Source organism: Candidatus Profftia sp. (ex Adelges kitamiensis), from assembly GCF_020342455.1.
Lineage (GTDB): Bacteria > Pseudomonadota > Gammaproteobacteria > Enterobacterales > Enterobacteriaceae > Profftia.
This window is the reverse complement of the sequence record NZ_CP080506.1, coordinates 1,137,888-1,159,327: the sequence shown is the minus strand read 5'-3', so window position 1 is coordinate 1,159,327 and position 21,440 is coordinate 1,137,888. Positions and strand designations below refer to the sequence as shown.

The window sequence follows — 21,440 nt, the reverse complement described above, 5'->3', positions numbered from 1 at the left end:
TAATATCTATTTATTTAAAAATTAAAACGAAATCTAGTTTTAATATTTTATTATTATTTAACCCCATTATAAATTATATATATCAATATTCATAATAAAATTAATATATATAAGATATAAGATATATCAGATATATAAACTTTAAGATAAGGGTGGGTTTAATGCAATTAGGTAGGTATTTACGTATGGCCATTCAGCTAACACAGAACATTAAAAAAAGTCAAAGATGTTATCTATATAAATAATTAGTAAAATTATTACGTCATAGTAAAATTAATTTTATTAAACATATAATATATTATATTAATATAATAACCGTATTATTCGATTATATCAATTAGAACATATTTTCGACTGTCTGGTAGAAAAAGAGATAATACTGTCTGTATATAATCTGAAAACTTTACCTAGATATTGATCTTTATAAAAAGAGAAAAATTATTAATTAATTACTGTAGTTATCAAAAGTATTTCATAATATCCATGTAAATTATTTAAAGAAAAATAATTTATTTTTATATCTACTTATTAAGATAATTAATTATTTGGAAATAATTTGATTATTTTGGCAGTTTGTCAGGTTTATATATGATAATACCATAAATATGGTATTTATATTTTATAGATTATGATTATATATATCCATATATAAATATTTTTTTAAAAAATATCATAGCAATCTTAATGATTAATTTTATATTTGTTATCAATTGATTATATATTAATATATAAATTTATTATTTAATTTTTTAAAATTATTAAAGAAAATTAAATAATAAATTTAGAACTACAATAGACTGTAAATTAGGTTTTATTATGATTATTATTAGATAAGCATATAAATGTGATGTGTTAACATATAAAAATATTAGTATATATTTAAATAAGATATTTTCATTATGAATTAAAGTGTAATTTCTATTATAGTGATGTTATAAAATTTTATGACAGTATTTAAAGTTAATACACAAGATTTATATTTAGTTATATTTAAGAAAATTTATAAAATATATAAAATTATTTAATATTACTAAATATAATTAAGTATAAACTATTTTATCTCCAGAAAAGCAATAATATTTTATTATATATATTATTTAACTAAAAATATTTATTGGATTAACTTCTGTTGATTAACAGAATACTATGTCTATTTATTTATAGTAAATTTTACTGATATTTTAATAATAAATTAATTCATATTTATTTATTAGTGATATACTAATTATATCTATTTTTAATAAATATTAACCTTAAAAATACAAGATAATTATATTAATATATAGAATATTTATAAATTGAGAAGTAATATATAATATTTATATATATAAATATAATTATTAAGCATAATTGATATCTACTATATGTATGATTATATTTATGCGTGAAGTAATCTTTTTAACTATAATAACTATACGTAAGTATAAATTACTTAGAATACTACTGTGGTAGTATATCTAATATATTACTTATAAAGTAGTTTTTATTTTAAATCAGAATAAATAGTTATTACTAATAATAGTTTTTATATTTTTAGAAAAAAATCATTCAATGATATTGTATTATAAGAACTGAAGTAGTTTCATATAATTTAAATATTTTTATACAAAAATATATTATTATTAATTCATGAATTATAAAATTATAAAATAAATTAATAATAGTCAGTATTATTAATACCTCTACTTAATATATTATGTTCTATAAATATTATTATGTATATTTAGCTAAAATACTCAAGATATTTTTCTACTTATATTTGGTTTATTTTTTATATTATTATTCTCTTTATATAAGATTTAATATATTTAAAATATCATTCCTTTAGAAAATACTTCTAAATATGTATAACTGTGATAAAAAATACTATTTTGTAAAAAAAATAGTAAGATTACTATTCTGTCTATAAAGATATTATATATGGTAAATTTTTAAATACACTAGTAACATGTTATGAGATACCCAAGTATTTATGTGTTTGAATTGATAAACGCCAATTGCGTGCAATACAAGTATCTATGCAAAGTTTGTAGGCACTATTTTTTTGGCTTATAGGTTGAAGTGTAATTATACGTTTTTTATCGTCTTGTAGTATTGTTAATAAATTATCTAAATTTTCAATATCACTTTTACGAGCTACTGGGTGTTTAATTTCATCAGAACGTAAAAGTGCAGAGTCTAATACCTTCATGTTACCCTTCATATTTACTTTTGGTGATACTGTTACCCAAGTCTTATCAGAACAAAGAATTTTATGTGTTCCACTAGTTTCAATTTGGCATGATAAACCGCATCTAATGAGTAACTCAGTTAGCGGACGTAAATCATTTATACAAGGTTCACCCCCAGTTATCACTACATGACGAGCAGTATATCCTAGTGTACGTAAAATTACTAATAATTGTTTAGGGGTTGCGGTTCCCCATGCATTACTCTCTTTAGTTTTATTTAATATTTTATTCATATCAATCTGGTATTTTGGTAACTTCTCCCAAGTATATTTAGTATCGCACCAACTACATCCAACTGGACATCCTTGTAGACGAATAAAAATAGCTGGAACACCAGTATAAAAACCTTCCCCTTGTAAAGTTTGTAATATTTCATTAATTGGATAAAACATATAGTTCTCATTATTAAGCTTAATAATTTTTTATTAAAACAATGTTATTTAAAAATTAGATATATTTTATTAGTAAATTTTAAATATACAGATCTAAGTGATTATAAGGTGTTATGTTATCATTTTATTAGTAAGTATTTATTGGAAATAGAAGAAAATTAGTTAGATACTATACACTAATATATGTTTATAAACTATATTTTAAGTATCAATATATAACGAAAATATTATTACTTAATACTATTGTAATTTACCTGTATTCCTTTTATTACTTATATTATTTTAATGTTTATACCTCAAGGAATAAAATAAAATTTAATATTACATTATATTATTAAAATTTAATTTTGTAATTATGGGATATTTAATAGCAATTTGAAAATTTTAATATTTAATAATATAAGAATTATATTCTTATTTTTTAATAAAATAATTTTAAAAATCATTTATTATTTTAGATTATAATAAAATTATAGTATCGTATTGTAATTAAAAATATAACTTACATTAAGAAAATATTATTCTGATAAAAGGAACAACAGTAATGACTGCTTTTAAAAAAATTCAATATCAACTTGATAATAATCCTATTCTTTTATATATGAAGGGATCACCTAAATTTCCTCTTTGTGGTTTTTCAGCGCGTGCTGTTCAAGCATTATCTGCTTGTAGTGAAAATTTTACTTACATTGATATTCTTCAGGATTATGATATTCGTGTTGAGTTACCAAAATATGCTAATTGGCCAACTTTTCCTCAGTTATGGATTGAAAAGGAGTTAATAGGTGGTTGTGATATAATAATAGAAATGTACCGTACAGGGGAATTACAAGAACTAGTTACAAAAACTTTATTAAAATTATGTAGTTAGAAAATGAATTATTATAAAATAATGATTAATTTAAAAAAAGATCTTGCTTAATTTAAGCTATATTTTACCCTTATTAAAGGGTTGTTATAAATTATGCTTATTAATAAGATAATCGTTATTAACTATAATTTAAAATATGAATCTTTATGTCGCTATAAATTTATATTTCATTAAGTAATATAATAATGAATGTTACATACTTATACTTTTTCTAAAGTAGTAATGTTCTCAATCAACGTATGAGATATCAATAAAATTTAAAATATTTATTTTAGTCGCTATTTTATTTTATTATTTTAATATACCGTTTTGCGATAAAAGATCACGTTAACTTAGATATAACATATTCTAATAATCTATTTTGTCAGTATAAAGGCTTATTATATTTTAAATTAAATGTATGTAATGATTAGTATCTAGAGTGATGGTATGATTTCTAAATACTTTATTGTTTATTTTTATTGTTATGGATAATGATCTCTAATATCTCATTTAGAATATTAAATATATATTTCCAGTTAATTTATATTTAAATAATATTATATATAATTAAACTTTTAAAGTATATATAATTATTCATACAAGTAGTATAATACTACTATTTAATGCTATAGAAATGTCTATTTTTATTTATCACTTTTTTTACTGAAGATACTAATGGATATATATGGATATATATCATGTAATAAATACAATGTTTCTTAATTTTATTAAACTTATGTAGTTTGTATATTATACAAAATTTGTAAAGCTTAGTATTACAAATTAATAGATAAGGGTTTTCTCTAAAATAGAAAAGTATATAAACAATTTAGCAATATTAATGTAAGTATGTTTTTCTGATTTTTTTAGTATAACTTATATTTAATAAAAACTAGTATAGTTTGTTTTTATCATTCTATCTATTGTTAATATATTAATAAGTATATATGCATATCTATAATCTAAAATAAATATTTATTTTAATAACCTATATATATTTAAAATATTATCCAAATTATAAGTATTTTTTTATAGTGATTCTATACTAGCACAGTAATCTAAAAATTATTTAATAATATTAATCCTAATAATAGCAGAGTATAAATTTTAATATCATATATTTTTTAAAATTTTTATAGAAAAAATTAAATTTTTATATAATTATAGTTTTTTTGAAGAAAAAATAATTTGCCTGATGATAAAAGCAAAAAATACTTAATTTTATATTATTTGCTTATATATTTATAGTATAATTTTCCTTGTTTTATTAAATTATTTTTATAATCTATAGTTAATACATTTCTTATTATTTTTTATAATTAAATATATTTAAAAAGATATTTAAAGAATGAATATTATTTACTAAATTATTTCCATAATTTATTTTTTAATAAGGTATTTATATTTAGAAATATTCTATATATTATAATTAAAGAAAGATAAATATTCCAAGTAACTAAACATCTTGATAATCTATTTGTTATTTTAAATTATAGGTAATTTTAATACAATAACATAAATAATCTCATAAATTATCTTTAATACATAAGGGTAATAATTTTATTATTACTATATTTATAACTGTTTTATATAATAATTTAAAATGTATAAATGCAATAAAAATCTTATAAAATAGGAATTAATATACATATATAAAACTCTAGTAACCCAGCTAACTTAAGAAATAAAATAAATAATATATAAATAATTTTTTAGTTGTATATATTCATTGATAGGTATTTTAGTATCATTAAAATATATTTCTTTTCAATATTAAAAGAATATTTATTTTTTATAAAAGACTAATATAAAAAATATATTTTTATATTAAGCGTAATATAAATGACGAAGATTGATGCATTTATTTAGTTGGTAATAATATTTAGAAATTTTAATAAACTTTACTCAAAATTTATTAAAATAATTATATTATATATATAAGAACATTTAATAAGTAATAAGTATTATTTGAGAAATATATTAGTATTAATCATTATGTATATAAATTAGATATATTAATAGTTATTATATCTCAAAACAATGATACCTAGATTACATTAATTAGTTAAAATAATTTTTTATAGTTTTAACTTTTTATTATAAAAGATAAAGCAAATATTATTTTTTATATAGAATAATATTTAAGAGAGAATCTTATAGATATTATCATAAGGTATAGATTAAAATAATATTACATAAGAGATTATAGATAATCATCTATTACTATATTAGTATATAATTAAATTAATAATTATTTTATATTTTATTTAATTAGTTTTACATAGTAAAAAATAGTTTTTTACTATTACTAATATATTAAAATATTATTTTATTTTAATAAAATATAAATATTTATAATCAATACCTGATGTTATTTTAACATATTTTATTTGTCATGTTTCTTATATAGTATATTACTACTCTTATATCTTATAAGATATAGCTTCTATAAGCTTTAAGTGATTATATAAATTAACTTTAATAAAAATAACTTTATTTTAAAATAGATTTTATAAAATAATACATTTATCATAATTAAAGTATATTATGATCTTTTTTGTAACATAGATTATTTTAATAAAATTTTATCAAAATTTCTTTTATAATATTATGATTTTTTTACTAACTAATTAATACTTAAAGTATTTTAACAATTTAAAAATATTTTATTAAATATAAGAACATTTATTCCTACCTAAATACTACTAATATTAATATTATAATAGAAAATTAATATTTTCTTATAAAATTTTTATTTTTACTTATAAAGTATCTAGTATATTAAGATATTGTAAAAGAGTTACTTCTAGTAACATTAATATTTAATAAAAAATAACTGTCTATTACAATATACAGATACTTTTAGTATAATATATTTAATATTGTATTACATTAATTAGAATTTTAGATATATTTTATGATTTATTGAATTATCACTATTTAAGTAAATTTAATGACAATTAAATAATAATATAAGTTATTTTAATCCTAATAATTATAAATTATGATATCATCATTAGATTTAACGTCTACTGAATAATTAATATTAATAATAAAATTAAATTAATTCTTTAAATATCATCCATATATAATATAATATTTATTAAATTAATAAATATTGGGATTAATCAAATTTTATTGAGAGGAGATATCATTTTAATATCTTTTAGATATTAAAATTATATCTCAAATAGATTCTAACTTTTTAAGTTATATAGTAATATTTTATAAATATATGATTAATTAATTTAATAATGGATATAAAAAATATTTTGTCTAAATAATTTTAAAATATTGTTTAATATCTTAGTAATATATAATAGTCTTTAAATAAAACAATATTACTTAATAAGTATTACTATTTTTATAGTATATAATAAAATAAATTTTTATTTTTTTAAGGTAATTAATTTCAATACTTAAAAAATTTAAGGTTATTATCATTTAGAATAAGTCATATTTTTCTTCTAAAGAAAACATAAATCAATTGATATTAATTAAAATTATAGACAAATAATCTTAGATAATTTTAAGAGTAAAATAATTTTTATACGTATTTTAAAGATAGTATATTTATAGACTTTGACTAAATTGTTATATAAGTCAAGATAATTGTAAATATCCTTTTTACGGAATTGTATAAAAATATTAAATTTAAATAAGTATTTAATAAAAGTATTTATTATTTAATAATAAGCTATTACATAGCTCTACTTTACTATAAATTTTTTCTAGAATATAGTTAAGATTCAGGATTTTTATATTTCTCGATTATAAACTATAGTAGTTATTGCTAGCGTAGGTTTATAGGTTTGCGTTCATGAAAAATATTTTATCTATTCAATCTCATGTAGTTTTTGGTCATGCAGGAAATAGTGTTGTAGTTTTTCCCATGCGTCGTATGGGAGTTAATGTTTGGCCGCTAAATACTGTTCAATTCTCGAATCATACTCAATATGGTCAATGGACTGGTTCTGTAATTCCAGGTAAATATTTAATAGATATTGTGCAGGGTATTCTAAATATTAATCAACTTAAAAATTGTGATGCTGTATTGAGTGGATATATTGGTTCATTAGAACAAGGATATTATATTCTAGATATTGTTCGCACAGTAAAAAATGTCAATCCAAATGCTTGGTATTTTTGCGATCCTGTTATGGGTCACCCAGAAAAAGGTTGTGTTGTTCCTCCGGGAGTAGCAGAGTTTTTTGTTCATAATGCAATAGTTAGTAGTGACATTATAGCGCCTAACTTACTTGAATTAGAATTCTTGACTGGAAATAAAATTAATAACGTAGAGGAAGTTTTATGTTCTGCTCGTAATATTATAACTGATAGTCACAAAGTAATCTTAGTGAAGCATTTATCTAATGCTGGGTATCATAAAGATTCTTTTGAAATGATGTTGATAGCCGCTAATGAAGCGTGGCATATTAGCCGTCCGTTAGTTGATTTTGGTATGCGGCAACCGGTTGGAGTTGGAGATTTAACTAGTGGTTTGTTATTAGTAAATATGCTAAAAGGTAAATCTTTAAAGAATTCTTTAGAACATGTGACTTCGGTAGTATATGATGTAATATTAACTACTAAAGCAATGGGGGCCTATGAACTACAAATTGTAGCCATGCAAGATCGTATTGTAAATCCTATGCATCACTTTACAGCGGTAGCTATATAAGATATATTATATCCTTAAATAACTCACTATAATAATAATTTAATAGTATAGTAGAAAATATATAGTTAAAATAATTGTAATTTATGATGTAATGTATTAATACTTCGTTAATTTATATAAATTATATTTATACTTTATAAGTATCATTTAAAATTACATTAATTTATAATATAATAATTATTATATAGTATTTAGATGACTGGTTAATACTGAAATTATATCTTATAGTTTATATTAGTTCATAGATACAGTATAATTATATCACTAAATAGTAATTTTGATTGTATCATTTTAATTTTTTTATTGATTTAAGTATATAGATATAAATGAAAATGGGGATAATAATTTTATAATTACTCTTATATAAATTTATTTACTCTATTTATAAAAAATTAAAAATTAATTGACAGTATATTATTATATTTATAAATAGAGTAGAAAGTATTATTTTTACATCTAAAATTTTCTTCTATTTATTATATAATCTAAAGTGAATTTATGATCTTAATATTATTACTTCTCCATGTTTTATTACATGTTAGATAAAAAATATTATAGTATAATAAAATTGAATCAATACTACTAGTTATAATAGTTAGCAATACAAATAAATGTGGATTATCTAGTATTAAAATTAGTAAGAAAAAATTTATTCAGAATTTTTTCGAAAATAAATTTAATATGCATTGAATATATAGTTAATTATAAGAAAAAAATTAAGGATCTAATCCTATTATAAGAAGGTAAATACTTAAAATTAATAGTAAATTTCTTGGGGTAATTATTATATTAATATTTCACTACAATAGTTACTCTGAGATCTACCATTGATTATAATAAATGGTAATAAAATTGATATTAATAGAATATCTTATGGTTAGAAATTATAAATTATAATAAATTTATTTATAGATGATATCTTGTATATTACTCTAGATTTATGTAGTTTATAAGAACTAAAAAGATGCAAGATTTAGTACATAGTACTATCTTGATTATCTACAATCATTCATATTAACCTTAAGATATAACAAATTATTTTAATGGTATATTTCTAAAATATATAGATAAATAAGACATAGTAAAGATTATAATCCATAATGGAATAGATCCAAAACGAGCATAAGGAGTAATTCCAATAGTTGGCATAATCATTACCTCTAAGACTTTCCGTTTAAATTGTGGTATTTTAGCAATTACGTTACCTGAGGCATCTACTGCTGCCGTAATACCATTATTAGTACTACATAATAATGGGCGACCAAGCTCTAATGCACGAATACGCGCCATTTGGAAGTGTTGCCACGGACCTATGGAGTGACCAAACCAAGCATCATTAGATATAGTGAGTAAGAAGTTAGTATCAGGACTAAAATTTGCTCGTATCTGTTCTCCTAGTAAGATCTCATAACAAATCATAGATGTTATCTTATATCCTTGTACACTGAGTGGTGGCTGAATATAATTACCTTTTGTAAAAGAAGACATAGGTAAATTAAATAAAGGAGCGAGAGGCCTTAGAAAGCGTTCGATTGGTACAAACTCACCAAACGGTACTAGATGATGCTTATTGTATCGATTGCTGCCTGCATATTTATAAGGTTTTTGATCTCCTAGTACAATAATACTATTGTAATAACATATATTATACTGACTATTCTCGCATATATTATCATTAATAATACCAGTAACAAGACTACTGTGATGTAAATAAAATAAGCGGTCAAGCATAATGAGAGATTGGTTTTGATGTTTCTCCGTATCTGTAATAGTTAACTCAGGCCAAATAATAATTTGAGCTTTATAAAGATAAGGATAAGACTCTGCGAGATAAGTTTTTAGTGTATCAATAAATAAATTTGGATTCCATTTTATTGTTTGTTTAATATTACCCTGAACCATTGCTACACGAACTACCCTACAAGGTTGACTCTGATAAAATTGAATACTACACAATGGATAAGGTAAAATTAATAAAATAATAGCTAAAATAGAAGGTGTTACTGTCCGTGATGATATAGATAGTACTAATAAACCGCTAATAGTCATTAGTAAGTAAGTAATTATATTTACACCAAAAATAGGTATTAGTCCTTTTAGTGGGCCGTTGATTTGGCTATATCCAAACTGTAACCAAGGGAACCCAGTTAAAATATAACTACGTAAGAGTTCAGTGATTTGCCAAAGTGTAGGAGCAGCAACAACTAAACGCCAAAAATTAACAGTAGGCCAAAAATAGTTAAGTAATCCAGTAAATAGCATGGGATAAAATGAAAGATAAGTGATTAGCAGGGTTATTAGTAATATATTTATAGGAGTTGACATACCCCCAAATTGTTTTATGCTTATATAAATCCAGCTAACTCCGGTACCAAATAATCCCATACCCCATAAAAAACCTAATATAATAGTCTTTTTAGTTTTACAATTTAAAGGCACAGCAAGTAAACCTATCATAGAAATTAGTGCCGTTGGCCAACAATCGTAGGGAGAGAAAGAAAGCGTTCCAGTGGCACCTAATATAAATGCTAGTAGAGCTGATAACCAATTATATGAAAAAAATAAAGACATATTATTATAGATTTTCCAGGTGTAATATTGGTTCAGGAGATTTTTCTGGTATTTTTACATGAACCTGTATAATACGCCTGCTATCTACTATCGCTACTTTAAACTGATACCCATCAATATTTAGGATATCTCCGCGTACAGGTAAATGTCCAAAAGATCGCATTATTAAACCACCTAAAGTATCTACTTCTTCATCACTAAAAGTAGTGCTAAAGGACAAGTTGAAATCTTTAATCTGGATGAGCGCACGTATTGTATACACATTACGACTAATTTGACGTATATCTCTATCCTCTATTTCATCATACTCATCATCTATTTCACCTACGATAAGTTCAAGAATATCTTCTATAGTTACTAATCCGGAAACACCACCGAACTCATCAATAACGATTGCCATATGATAACGTTGTGAACGGAACTCTTTTAGCATACGATCAACACGTTTGCTTTCTGGGACAATTACAGCAGAACGTAATATTGTATCAATATTAAAAGGTTTAGAATCATTATGCATAAACTGCAGTAGATCTTTTGCTAGTAAAATTCCTTCAATATGATCTTTATCTTCGCTAATTACAGGGAACCGAGAATGTGCAGAATCAACAATAATATCTAAACATTCTTCTATGGTTTGATTACATCTTAAAGTAATCATTTGGCTTCGTGGAATCATTATATCGCGTACTCTCTGCTCAGTAATATCCATTACCCCTTCCAACATATCACGGGTATCTAGATCTATTAATTCATTTTGCTCAGAGTCACGAATCAGCTCAACTAAATCTTTACGATTTTTAGGTTCTCCATGAAATAGTAGGTTGAAAATCAAAGAAAAAAAGCTTTTTTTTGGACTATGGTTATCTGCGTCTAGCGAATGTGCGTCGCTCATAGTATTAATCTGTGGTTACCTGGAATAAGTTTTAAATCAATAAAAGATGATAGTGTATTTTATTAAAGGGTATCAAAATTGAATTTAATTATTCTTTAGTTTTTAAATATTAATATATCCTAGTTCTTGCATTATTTCCGTTTCTAAAGCTTCCATTTCTTCTGCTTCGTTATCAAAAATATGATTATACCCTAGTAGATGTAAACTGCCGTGGATAACCATATGCGCCCAATGTGATATCAGTGATATATTTTGCTCTTTAGATTCTCTTTCAACTATTTGGCGACAGATGATAATATCACCTAATAAAGGAATATTCATACCTAAAGGTGATTCAAATGGAAAAGATAAAACATTTGTAGGTTTATGTTGACCACGATAAGTCATATTTAGTTTATAACTTTCAGTATCATCAATTAGGCGAATAGTAATCTCTGTATTTTTTTTATACTGCCGTAAAGCTATATTTAACCAATGATAAAAATTATCTTTATTGGGAATACCCTCAATATTTTTACAGGCTATTTGTAGATCTAGTATTAGATGATGCATATTTTAAATATTTATTAAATAAGTTAGGTTGAGTAAATACGTTCTTAGTATAATATATTTATATATCATGAAATAATGGTATTAGGCGTAAGTGTGTAAGTTAAGGCTGTATAACTAAGAGGGTGTTGGTACTTTATAATTCTTTCTTTAGTTAAATATAAATCATGATAATTTTTTCTGTATTAATATAGAGTAATTAACTTACATTTATTAATATATTTAAAGTTTAATTGTATATTTATAATTTATTATTTATTTTAATATTATATTACTTTATATAAAGTATAAAATAAACATTAGTAATTATGCTTCTAATCAACGTGATCTTGACATATAAAAGCTAATATTGTTCATGTTATAATATAAATGTTTCTTTTGTAGATAATAATCAATATATTTATATTACTCCATTTATCGTAAAATATCATAATATAATTTATTACTCATTAAGAAACTGAATCCTCTATATCTTATTTAGTTAACACAATGAAGTTAATAAAAATTTTATTTGTATTATATTTTAGATATCTTATTAAACTTTATGTCTGTTTATAAACATAATACAGGATTACACTATTATTAATAATATAAAAAGTTTTTATCTTGTATATCAATTATTATTTTATATGATTCCATTTTTTAGCATAATTTTTAAGTTATTTTAGTATTCTACATGGGACTATCTCATCTAGAATAACATACAATTATTATATTAAATGTTCTATCGTATCAATTAGAGTATTAATAATATTGAATCCAATGTATGAAAGAATTATAGTGTTTATAAAATAGTATTATCAGTTTATATGTTTCATATATAGTACGTATACTGATTATATCAGTATAATAATCCTATTTTATAGTATGTAATACATTATATTTTATATTATAGAGCTATATGAAAGAGTTAATTATTTGATTTTTAATAAGATAGATTACCTAATGTTTATATTTATGAGATAAAAATCATGGTATATCTTAAAATATTACTTAATACCTTATTGAAATACTTTTACAACACTCACTTTATTCTAAGTAATAAAGATATAATATATAATAGATTATTGTTTTTATAATTAGAATATCATTTAAAAAATAACATAAATACAATTACTTATTCAAGATACTTAATATGAATTTAATTCAGACTTAAGATGCATATATATTATTTAAAATTATTACTGAAATTAAAAATATATTATAAAAACTTAATAAGTTAGGTATCTTTTACTTATTTACTAATAGATATTTTAATAGTATACTATCAAATATAGCTATTACAATTAGCTATAACTTAATTCATTATATTTAAGATTTTTAGTAAAAAATAGATTTAATATTATCTCTTATAAAGAGAGTATATTATTTATTACAGTTAATATTGTAGTTAATAATAATTACTACCATCTTATTGAATCTAATAATTTATTAATTTTATTTAAAAGTCACTCATTATTACAATAAATGATTTTAGCTTATTAGCTATAATATACTATAGAAATAGTAAATTAAAATTTAATAAGTCTTATTTTTACTGTTCTTCATAAAGAGTTAGTTATTATAAAAATTAATCTTATATACTAAATGATAATCCACATCCGCATATTATTTTAGCATTTGGATTGTTAACAATAAAGCGAGAACCTTGCAAGTTTTCTATATAATCAATAGATCCGTTAACTAGATATTGCATGCTAATTGGATCAACAACTAACATAACACCGTCTTTATCTAAAATTAGATCTTCTGCATTTATCTGATCATCTAAGATAAAACCGTACTCAAAACCGCTACATCCACCACCATTAATATAAACTCTTAGCTTTAGATTAGGATTTGACTCTTCTGCAAGCAGCATTTTTAATTTACATGCTGCAGCTTGAGTAAATTCTAACGGCAACTTTAAATCTTCATTCATTTTTTATTCCAAATTGTATTTTGATTGGATATTACACAATTATTAATTAGTGTAGCCATACAAAGTATCCTAAAGAAGTCTATAATGTTTTACTTAGTTTTGAATTCACTAATTATATATTTTATAATATTGTTTAATAATAAAATTTAATTCAGTTCCTTTATAGGAAGTGATTTATAAGGTAATCTTGATATTACATATTTTATTAAACAAAATAACCAATAATCTTATATTATTTTAATATTTTATTGCTTTAAATATTACTTAATTATATATTTAAAGCAATATTTTTATTTATTTACTAATTATATTGAATTTTTATTAATAAATAAAATTATTATATATTAAAATATTTATTATTCTAATATATTACTTTGTAAAAATATTTATTATTTATAACGTTATGATATGTTTGTTAAAATAACATTAGGTGATTAAATATTCTTATTATATTTATATACTGAATATAGTGCAATTAGTATTTAGTCACTACTGAATGTTATTATTTTAGATTTAGTAAAATATATATTAAATTAATTAAATATCTCTATATGAGAGAATCATATAATTATATTTTATCATATTTTTTTTGAGTAATTTGTTTATTTTGTTGAAATGGTATGGGATTTTCATGAATCCATGATGATACTAATAGATAGGTAACAGCCAGTACTACTGGACCTATAAATAGTCCTATCATACCAAAAGCTAGTAGACCACCAATAACTCCAGATACTATCAAAACCATTGGTAAATTTGCGCCCATAGATATCAGTGCTGGACGTAAGAAATTATCTAATATACTAACTATGCAACTCCATACTACTAAAATAGTACCGTGAGTATTATCGCCAATCCAGTAAAGCCAGATAATTGCTGGGATTAGAATTAATAATGGTCCAAGCTGCGCAAGACAACAGATAAACATTAATAATGTTAGTAGCATTGAGTATCTAACACCACTAATAGCTAGACCAAGTCCTCCCAAAATTGATTGTACTAGAGCAGTTACTACCACGCATAGTGCAACGGCGCGAATCGCTTGAGCTGCTAACATTACGGCAGCCTCTCCACGCTCAGATCCTAAACGGATTGCAAATTGGCGTATTCCTAAGGCTATACTTTCACCATGGCTGTGTAATAAGGCACTAAATAATAGCATTAGCGCACAATGCAGTACAAAAGAGCCTAGATGAGCAGCTTGCGCCACAAACCAAGTAATAGTCCGGCCAATATATGGTTGAATTTTAGTAATAATTATACTACCCCCACCAGTTAATGTTAAATGCCAACTATTGTATAGCTTATAACCAATAATAGGAATACTTTTGAGCCATAAAAGTTCAGGAATTGACCAGTTTTTAGCTGATGATGCCCAAATTAAAATAAGACCACTATTGTCGATTAAACTACCAATAATTAAAGATACTGGGATAATAAAAAGCATAAGAAGTAGAAGTGTCATAAGTAATACAGCTATCCAACGTTTACCCCAAAATATATTCTGTAACTTTATAAGCACGGGCCAAGTTGAAATAACTATCATACTTGCCCATGTAAATCCAAAAAGAAATGGCTTAATTACCCAAAAGCATGCAAGCATCATAAGTGATATAAATAAAACCTCAAAAGTAATACGTGGTACATCATAATTATTCTTTTTTTTATACATTTTATGTAGTATCCTAAAATATAATATTAGGTTATATATATTGATAATAATATTTTTAAATATTTCTTTTTTTAGAATATCTCTAAAATTAGAGTTAATATTTTAATTATTGGTAATTATATAATATTAATTGGATTAATCTTTTATTTACTAAAATATAGAAAACTTTATACAGTTAAGGAGGTGAGATAATTAGCTTTTATTTAGTCAGTGTATACAGTTAATCTATATTTGTAAGTGTATAACTCCATTAATAATGATATCGTATATCTTTATAGAATAACAGATAAAAAGTATCATTAAGATATTATAAGGTAGAGCATAAAGTAGTATGAGTTTTTATTAATATAAAAGTTACACTTTAGAAAAAGTATTGTAACTAACATTCTCAATCAAATACCCAAAATTTCAATAATAGCAAAATATTGATTTCTAAGAAAAATAAATTGGAATCAAATAGTATTACTACTATCAGTAATCAGTTGTAATATACAAGGTATCGTCAAAACTTATATTTTATATAAAAATATTATAGTATACTACTAAATGCTTTTAATTTATGTATAATTATATAGTAATAAATATTATCTAGTAATATGAGTATATTTTTGAAGGTTTTATAACTAAAGAGTATAATATTATTTTTTACTTGAATATTATTCATGCCCTTAAAAATGTATTCTTAGTATGTTTTAATTATATAAAGATCATGAGTTAGTTATTTATATTTAAAATGTATTGTATTAAAATTAACCTGATACATTTAGTATTTTAAAAACTTTATATAATTAGAATTAAACTTATTATTTATAGCTATAGTGTTAAATTTTAATGTATTATCGATTATCTATAAGATAATAAAACTTTAGTAATATTGTATCCTAACTATTATTATCCCAGTAATCAATAAGCAAAATTATACGATAATCTTTAAATATAATATTCAGAATAAACTTATCACAAGGTATATATTAATCTAATAAAGATTAAAATTAGTTATTTATATTATATGATGTAGGTATATTATACGAGAAAGGAATAATACAAAATCTTACATTTATAGTTTTAATAAACTTTTAGTAACCATAATTTAATTTAATAATTAAATACTAATAAGATATCTTATCGAAGATAATTTATCTAAATTACTATAATTTATTAAAATTATTTAATTAAAACTTTTAATTAAAAAATACTTTATTATTTGAATAAATATTAGGATTATATCCTACTTAATTATCAGGATATAATCCTAATATTTTTAAGTTATAAATATGATTAGAATTATATATAATATACTTCTTAGTAAATGTTTAGAAACTCTGATTCCACATAAATCTAACTCTTTTAGAGAGTATCTGTGTTCAATTTAATCTTAAAGTAGTAAAAGTAGTAGAATAGATTTATAATCTATTTATGTAAATATATTTCTTTTAAATATTTGATATAGATATATATAAAATTTATTTTTACCAATAAAGTTCAATGAAAATGATTTTGATATAATTATAAATTATATAACAGCTAGTATTTATAAGACACAATGTTTTACGTTAACTGATTTTTATATAAGATAATAACTAGAGTATAAGATTACATTTTTAGATATTTTATATAAAAATTATTTTAAAGTGTAAGGTGTAAATAATGTTATTAACCCATAGACATTATCTATGATAATTAAGTAGTATTTTATTACTATTCATTTAAGAGTATAATTTTATAGTAATTATAGTGATACTTTGGGTATATTTTTATTTATTATATTCTAGTAATGTCTTTTATTTGTATTATAATATTGTTATTATTATATATAATATACGACATACTATGTTAGTATGAAGATCAATTCTATAATTATTTAATTACCCTATATACCATAAATAATTTAAAATTATTCACATTACAGTGTAGAATAAAATATACATAAAATATGATTTTATCACTATCCAACTTTATATATTTAGATATGTCCTTATGTATATGTTTTTATTAATCAGCATCTCTATTCCCTTTTAGTTTTTTTACCTACAAACATTTAGTACCCTTACTGTATACTATATTTACTGTTATCTTTGTTTATTTTATGATAAATAAATAGTTAATACAGCATAATAATAATTATCTAAGTATCAAGTATAATTACATGCATGTTTTAATTTTATGTGATGTATAAAAAGTTATAATATATTTTATTCTTAATAGAATACTAGATAACATGTTATTTACATTATATAAGTTACTATAACATTCAAAAATAGACATACAATATTTTTAGATTGGTTATCTATACATTAACTCTATTCTATCATTTAGTCTCTAATACTAAAAGTTTAATTACCATTTTTAGTCAGTTATTAATTTCATTTTCTCTTTTATAATCTAAGCTATATTATTTGTAATAATACTTCAACTGTTTTAACTATAATTATATGTTATAAATTATATTAGTACAATAAAATCTACTATGATCAAAATCATAAATTTATATTTTTTGTAATTCAATAAATAAAATTACAAGTATCCTGCAACGAGGAAAGAAATATGGCAATGATATCAACAGTACAGGCTTGTAACCTAGTTATTTTTGGTACAAAAGGAGATTTAGCCCGTCGTAAACTATTACCTTCGTTATACGAATTAGAAAAAGCCGGCCATATGCATCCTGATACTCGTATTATTGGTGTTGGTCGCGCTATATGGGACAAAGAGTTATATATTAAATTTGTTCGTGAATCCTTGGATACTTTTTTAAAAGAAAAAGTTAATGAAGTACTATGGAATAAATTTATTAAACGTCTAGATTTTTGTAATTTAGACGTAAATAATATTCAATATTTTAAAAATTTAACTAAAATTATAGATAATAAAAAAAGAATAAATATCAATTATTTAGCTATGCCACCAAGTACTTTTGGTGCTATATGTAAAGGGCTTAATGCATCAGGATTAAATAAAAAACCAAGCCGTATTGTAATGGAAAAACCCTTGGGTAATGATTTAAACTCCTCACGTGATATTAATAATCAGGTGGCTAAATTCTTTGATGAGTCGCAAGTTTATCGTATTGATCACTATCTAGGAAAAGAAACAGTACTCAACCTATTAGCGTTACGTTTTGCAAATTCATTATTTATTAATAATTGGGATAATAGGACTATTGATCGTGTGCAAATCATTGTTGCCGAGGAAGTTGGAATAGAAGAACGTTGGAGTTATTTTGATAAAATAGGTCAAATGCGAGATATGATTCAAAGTCATTTATTACAAATATTAGCTATAATAGCCATGTCACCTCCAGCTGATCTTTCTACTGATTCTATTCGTGATGAAAAATTAAAAATATTACGTGCTCTACGTCATATCAATTATTCCAATGTACATGATACCACTATACGTGGTCAATATATATCAGGCATGATAAATGGTAAAAAAGTTCCAGGGTATTTAGAAGAAAAAGGTGCTAATAAATCTAGTAATACAGAAACTTTTGTCTTTGTTCGTGTAGATATTGATACTTGGTCTTGGACTGGTGTTCCTTTTTATTTACATACTGGTAAATGTTTGTCTTCAAAATGTTCTGAGATCGTTATTTTCTTTAAGAAACCACAGCTGAATTTGTTTGGTAATTCTTATAAAGAGTTACCACAAAATAAACTAACAATAAGATTACAGCCTAATGAAGGTATCCATATTGATATTCTAAATAAAGTACCTAGTGTAGAACATACAGAACTTTTGCAACAAACTACATTAAATGTAAATTTCTCAGATATTTTTTATCATAAACATTTAATGGATGCTTACGAGCGTCTATTATTAGAAATAATGAGGGGGAATCAAGCGCTATTTGTTTGTCGTGACGAAGTAGAAGCAGCATGGAAATGGGTCGACTCTATAATGGAAGCATGGGCCATGCATAATGAATCTCCTGAGTTATATCAAGCAGGTACTTGCGGTCCAATAACACCTATTGGGATAGACCTTTGTATGAAATAAATACAATATACTTAAAATATATTTATTTATAATACTAATTAACAAAATAAAAAAGTAAAAATCTTTATTAAATAATTTTAAGTATTGGGAGTTGTTATAAATGGTAAAATTTAAAGAATTTATTAATCAAGAAATTCTTAACAAATTTTTTGCTAATGAAATTTCTACAACTATAAAATATAGAATTCAATATAATGAAAAAGCTAGTTTAGTAGTTTCAGGTGGTAGTACACCATTAGGATTTTTTAAGGCATTATCTCATAAACAAAATATTGAGTGGCATAAAGTTATGATAACTTTGGCTGATGAGCGTTGGGTAGATGTACAAGATGATTCTAGTAACGAAAAACTTATACGTAAATACTTACTACAACATTCTGTATTAAATGCAAAGTTTATTGGTTTAAAAAATAATTATAAAACCCCGTTTAATGGGGATGTTTATACCGAACATATGCTAAAAATTATTGCGAGACCTTTTGATATAGTTATACTTGGTATGGGTGATGATGGACATACAGCATCTCTATTTCCCAGAGCAAACAATTTATTTACTGCTCTTGCTATGGATTCTGGTCGAGTTTGTATAGGTATAACCCCATTGAATTCTTCACTTAATAGGATTACCCTTACACTACCAACCCTACTTAATAGTCGACGTATTTACCTTCATATAACAGGAAGTAAAAAGCTTGATGTTTATAAACGTGCTATGCATGGTGTAGATATAAATGAAATGCCCATACGTGCTATATTACATCAAACACAAACACCGGTTAGTGTGTATTGGACATTATAAGATATTGTAATTAATCATATATTATTATTATTCATAATAAAAATTATTTAATTTAATTACTGTTGCTAATAGTATATAAAAATTGAGTATATACAAGATAACAGTATATAATTATTAATTAATTCATAAATATTTAATCATAATATATAGGTATTTTTTAGTTAGAATATTCAATTCTATTAAGATGATACTTGAACATAATAAATATTATTTCTTGTATAAATAGCTGTATAATATTTTACTTCGTAAAAAGATTAGATTACTGCTATCACTAATAAATAATAATCTATTATTAGTATATAATATGCATAATATATGAAAGAAATGTATATATAATATAGAATTCTTATAGAGAAGCGTATTAGTCCTTTTTATGTATATTAGCTTGATAAGCTATATGAAAAATATTATTCTGTATGTAATATTATTTCATTATTATTAGATTAAATATAAAAGTTTTCTTAAACTACAACTAAATTATCCTAATAATATAGTAGATAAATTATAAATTTTTAACATATATAGAAAATTTTTTATTAATTAACATTTTATAGTTTACTTTAACTAATTTTTAAAATTATATTGCTTTATATAAGTATAAATTAACTAAATAGTTGAAATTATATTGAATATATAATTATATTAAGTTATCTCTTAGTAGTACTTAGAGTATATAGTAATAATTATGTTGTTATTAATCAGTAAAACATAAAGTATCTAGAAGTTAGATCTATAAGAATAGTAAAAGATTTTTAATAGATTATTTATTATATTAAATGCATATAAATATTAATATTTCATTTAATATTTACTTTATATTATATATAAAAATATATAATAATATGTATTTTAAATAAAGTTGGTTATTATTTACCATGTG

Annotated in this window: 10 protein-coding genes; 4 read left to right on the top strand and 6 right to left on the bottom strand. The window is 22.3% G+C overall.

Going from position 1 to position 21,440, the window contains the following annotated elements; translation table 11 throughout:
* Nucleotides 1-1,951 precede the first annotated feature (1,951 nt).
* Nucleotides 1,952-2,623 carry a 7-carboxy-7-deazaguanine synthase QueE gene (queE, locus tag K0T98_RS03010; RefSeq protein ID WP_225639372.1) on the bottom strand — a complete coding sequence of 224 codons (672 nt, stop codon included), beginning with the start codon at nucleotides 2,621-2,623 and terminating at the stop codon, nucleotides 1,952-1,954.
* Between the two features lie 544 nt (nucleotides 2,624-3,167).
* On the opposite strand from queE, the gene grxD reads away from it, so the two are divergent.
* Both grxD and pdxY read left to right on the top strand, forming a co-directional pair.
* Entirely contained in the window at nucleotides 3,168-3,494 is a 327-nt protein-coding gene (gene grxD / locus K0T98_RS03005) for a Grx4 family monothiol glutaredoxin (RefSeq protein WP_225639371.1), read from the top strand.
* 3,802 nt (nucleotides 3,495-7,296) lie between these two features.
* Nucleotides 7,297-8,157, top strand: a complete 861-nt coding sequence (gene pdxY, locus K0T98_RS03000; protein ID WP_225639370.1) for a pyridoxal kinase PdxY — start codon at nucleotides 7,297-7,299, stop codon at nucleotides 8,155-8,157.
* A gap of 1,035 nt (nucleotides 8,158-9,192) precedes the next feature.
* Here the strand turns inward: pdxY and lnt are convergent.
* The 5 genes from lnt to ydiK all read right to left on the bottom strand — a co-directional run bounded on the left by lnt (nucleotide 9,193) and on the right by ydiK (nucleotide 15,762).
* Nucleotides 9,193-10,728, bottom strand: a complete 1,536-nt coding sequence (gene lnt, locus K0T98_RS02995) for an apolipoprotein N-acyltransferase (protein WP_225639369.1) — start codon at nucleotides 10,726-10,728, stop codon at nucleotides 9,193-9,195.
* A gap of 4 nt (nucleotides 10,729-10,732) precedes the next feature.
* Nucleotides 10,733-11,620 (bottom strand): CNNM family magnesium/cobalt transport protein CorC, encoded by an 888-nt coding sequence (corC, locus tag K0T98_RS02990; protein ID WP_225639368.1) that lies wholly within the window; start codon nucleotides 11,618-11,620, stop codon nucleotides 10,733-10,735.
* Nucleotides 11,621-11,722: 102 nt separating this feature from the next.
* On the bottom strand, nucleotides 11,723-12,172 hold the full coding sequence (gene ybeY, locus K0T98_RS02985; protein WP_225639367.1) for an rRNA maturation RNase YbeY: 450 nt from the start codon (nucleotides 12,170-12,172) through the stop codon (nucleotides 11,723-11,725).
* A gap of 1,573 nt (nucleotides 12,173-13,745) precedes the next feature.
* Complete coding sequence (gene erpA, locus K0T98_RS02980; protein ID WP_225639366.1) at nucleotides 13,746-14,090, bottom strand: iron-sulfur cluster insertion protein ErpA; 345 nt, start codon at nucleotides 14,088-14,090, stop codon at nucleotides 13,746-13,748.
* Between the two features lie 568 nt (nucleotides 14,091-14,658).
* A complete protein-coding gene (gene ydiK / locus K0T98_RS02975) occupies nucleotides 14,659-15,762 on the bottom strand; it encodes an AI-2E family transporter YdiK (protein ID WP_225639365.1) in 1,104 nt (367 codons plus the stop codon).
* Nucleotides 15,763-18,306: 2,544 nt separating this feature from the next.
* Here ydiK and zwf point away from each other — a divergent pair.
* Entirely contained in the window at nucleotides 18,307-19,761 is a 1,455-nt protein-coding gene (zwf, locus tag K0T98_RS02970; protein WP_225639364.1) for a glucose-6-phosphate dehydrogenase, read from the top strand.
* A gap of 100 nt (nucleotides 19,762-19,861) precedes the next feature.
* Nucleotides 19,862-20,560, top strand: coding sequence for a 6-phosphogluconolactonase (gene pgl / locus K0T98_RS02965; protein WP_225639363.1), 699 nt, complete (start codon nucleotides 19,862-19,864; stop codon nucleotides 20,558-20,560).
* The last annotated feature ends 880 nt before the right edge of the window (nucleotides 20,561-21,440 follow it).

Excerpts from the sequence above, each read along its gene's own strand:
- corC (WP_225639368.1), bottom strand. The coding sequence starts at position 11,620 with ATGAGCGACGCACATTCGCTAGACGCAGATAACCATAGTCCAAAAAAA.
- pdxY (WP_225639370.1), top strand. The coding sequence starts at position 7,297 with ATGAAAAATATTTTATCTATTCAATCTCATGTAGTTTTTGGTCATGCA.
- erpA (WP_225639366.1), bottom strand. The coding sequence starts at position 14,090 with ATGAATGAAGATTTAAAGTTGCCGTTAGAATTTACTCAAGCTGCAGCA.
- ydiK (WP_225639365.1), bottom strand. The coding sequence starts at position 15,762 with ATGTATAAAAAAAAGAATAATTATGATGTACCACGTATTACTTTTGAG.
- queE (WP_225639372.1), bottom strand. The coding sequence starts at position 2,623 with ATGTTTTATCCAATTAATGAAATATTACAAACTTTACAAGGGGAAGGT.
- zwf (WP_225639364.1), top strand. The coding sequence starts at position 18,307 with ATGGCAATGATATCAACAGTACAGGCTTGTAACCTAGTTATTTTTGGT.
- grxD (WP_225639371.1), top strand. The coding sequence starts at position 3,168 with ATGACTGCTTTTAAAAAAATTCAATATCAACTTGATAATAATCCTATT.
- lnt (WP_225639369.1), bottom strand. The coding sequence starts at position 10,728 with ATGTCTTTATTTTTTTCATATAATTGGTTATCAGCTCTACTAGCATTT.
- pgl (WP_225639363.1), top strand. The coding sequence starts at position 19,862 with ATGGTAAAATTTAAAGAATTTATTAATCAAGAAATTCTTAACAAATTT.
- ybeY (WP_225639367.1), bottom strand. The coding sequence starts at position 12,172 with ATGCATCATCTAATACTAGATCTACAAATAGCCTGTAAAAATATTGAG.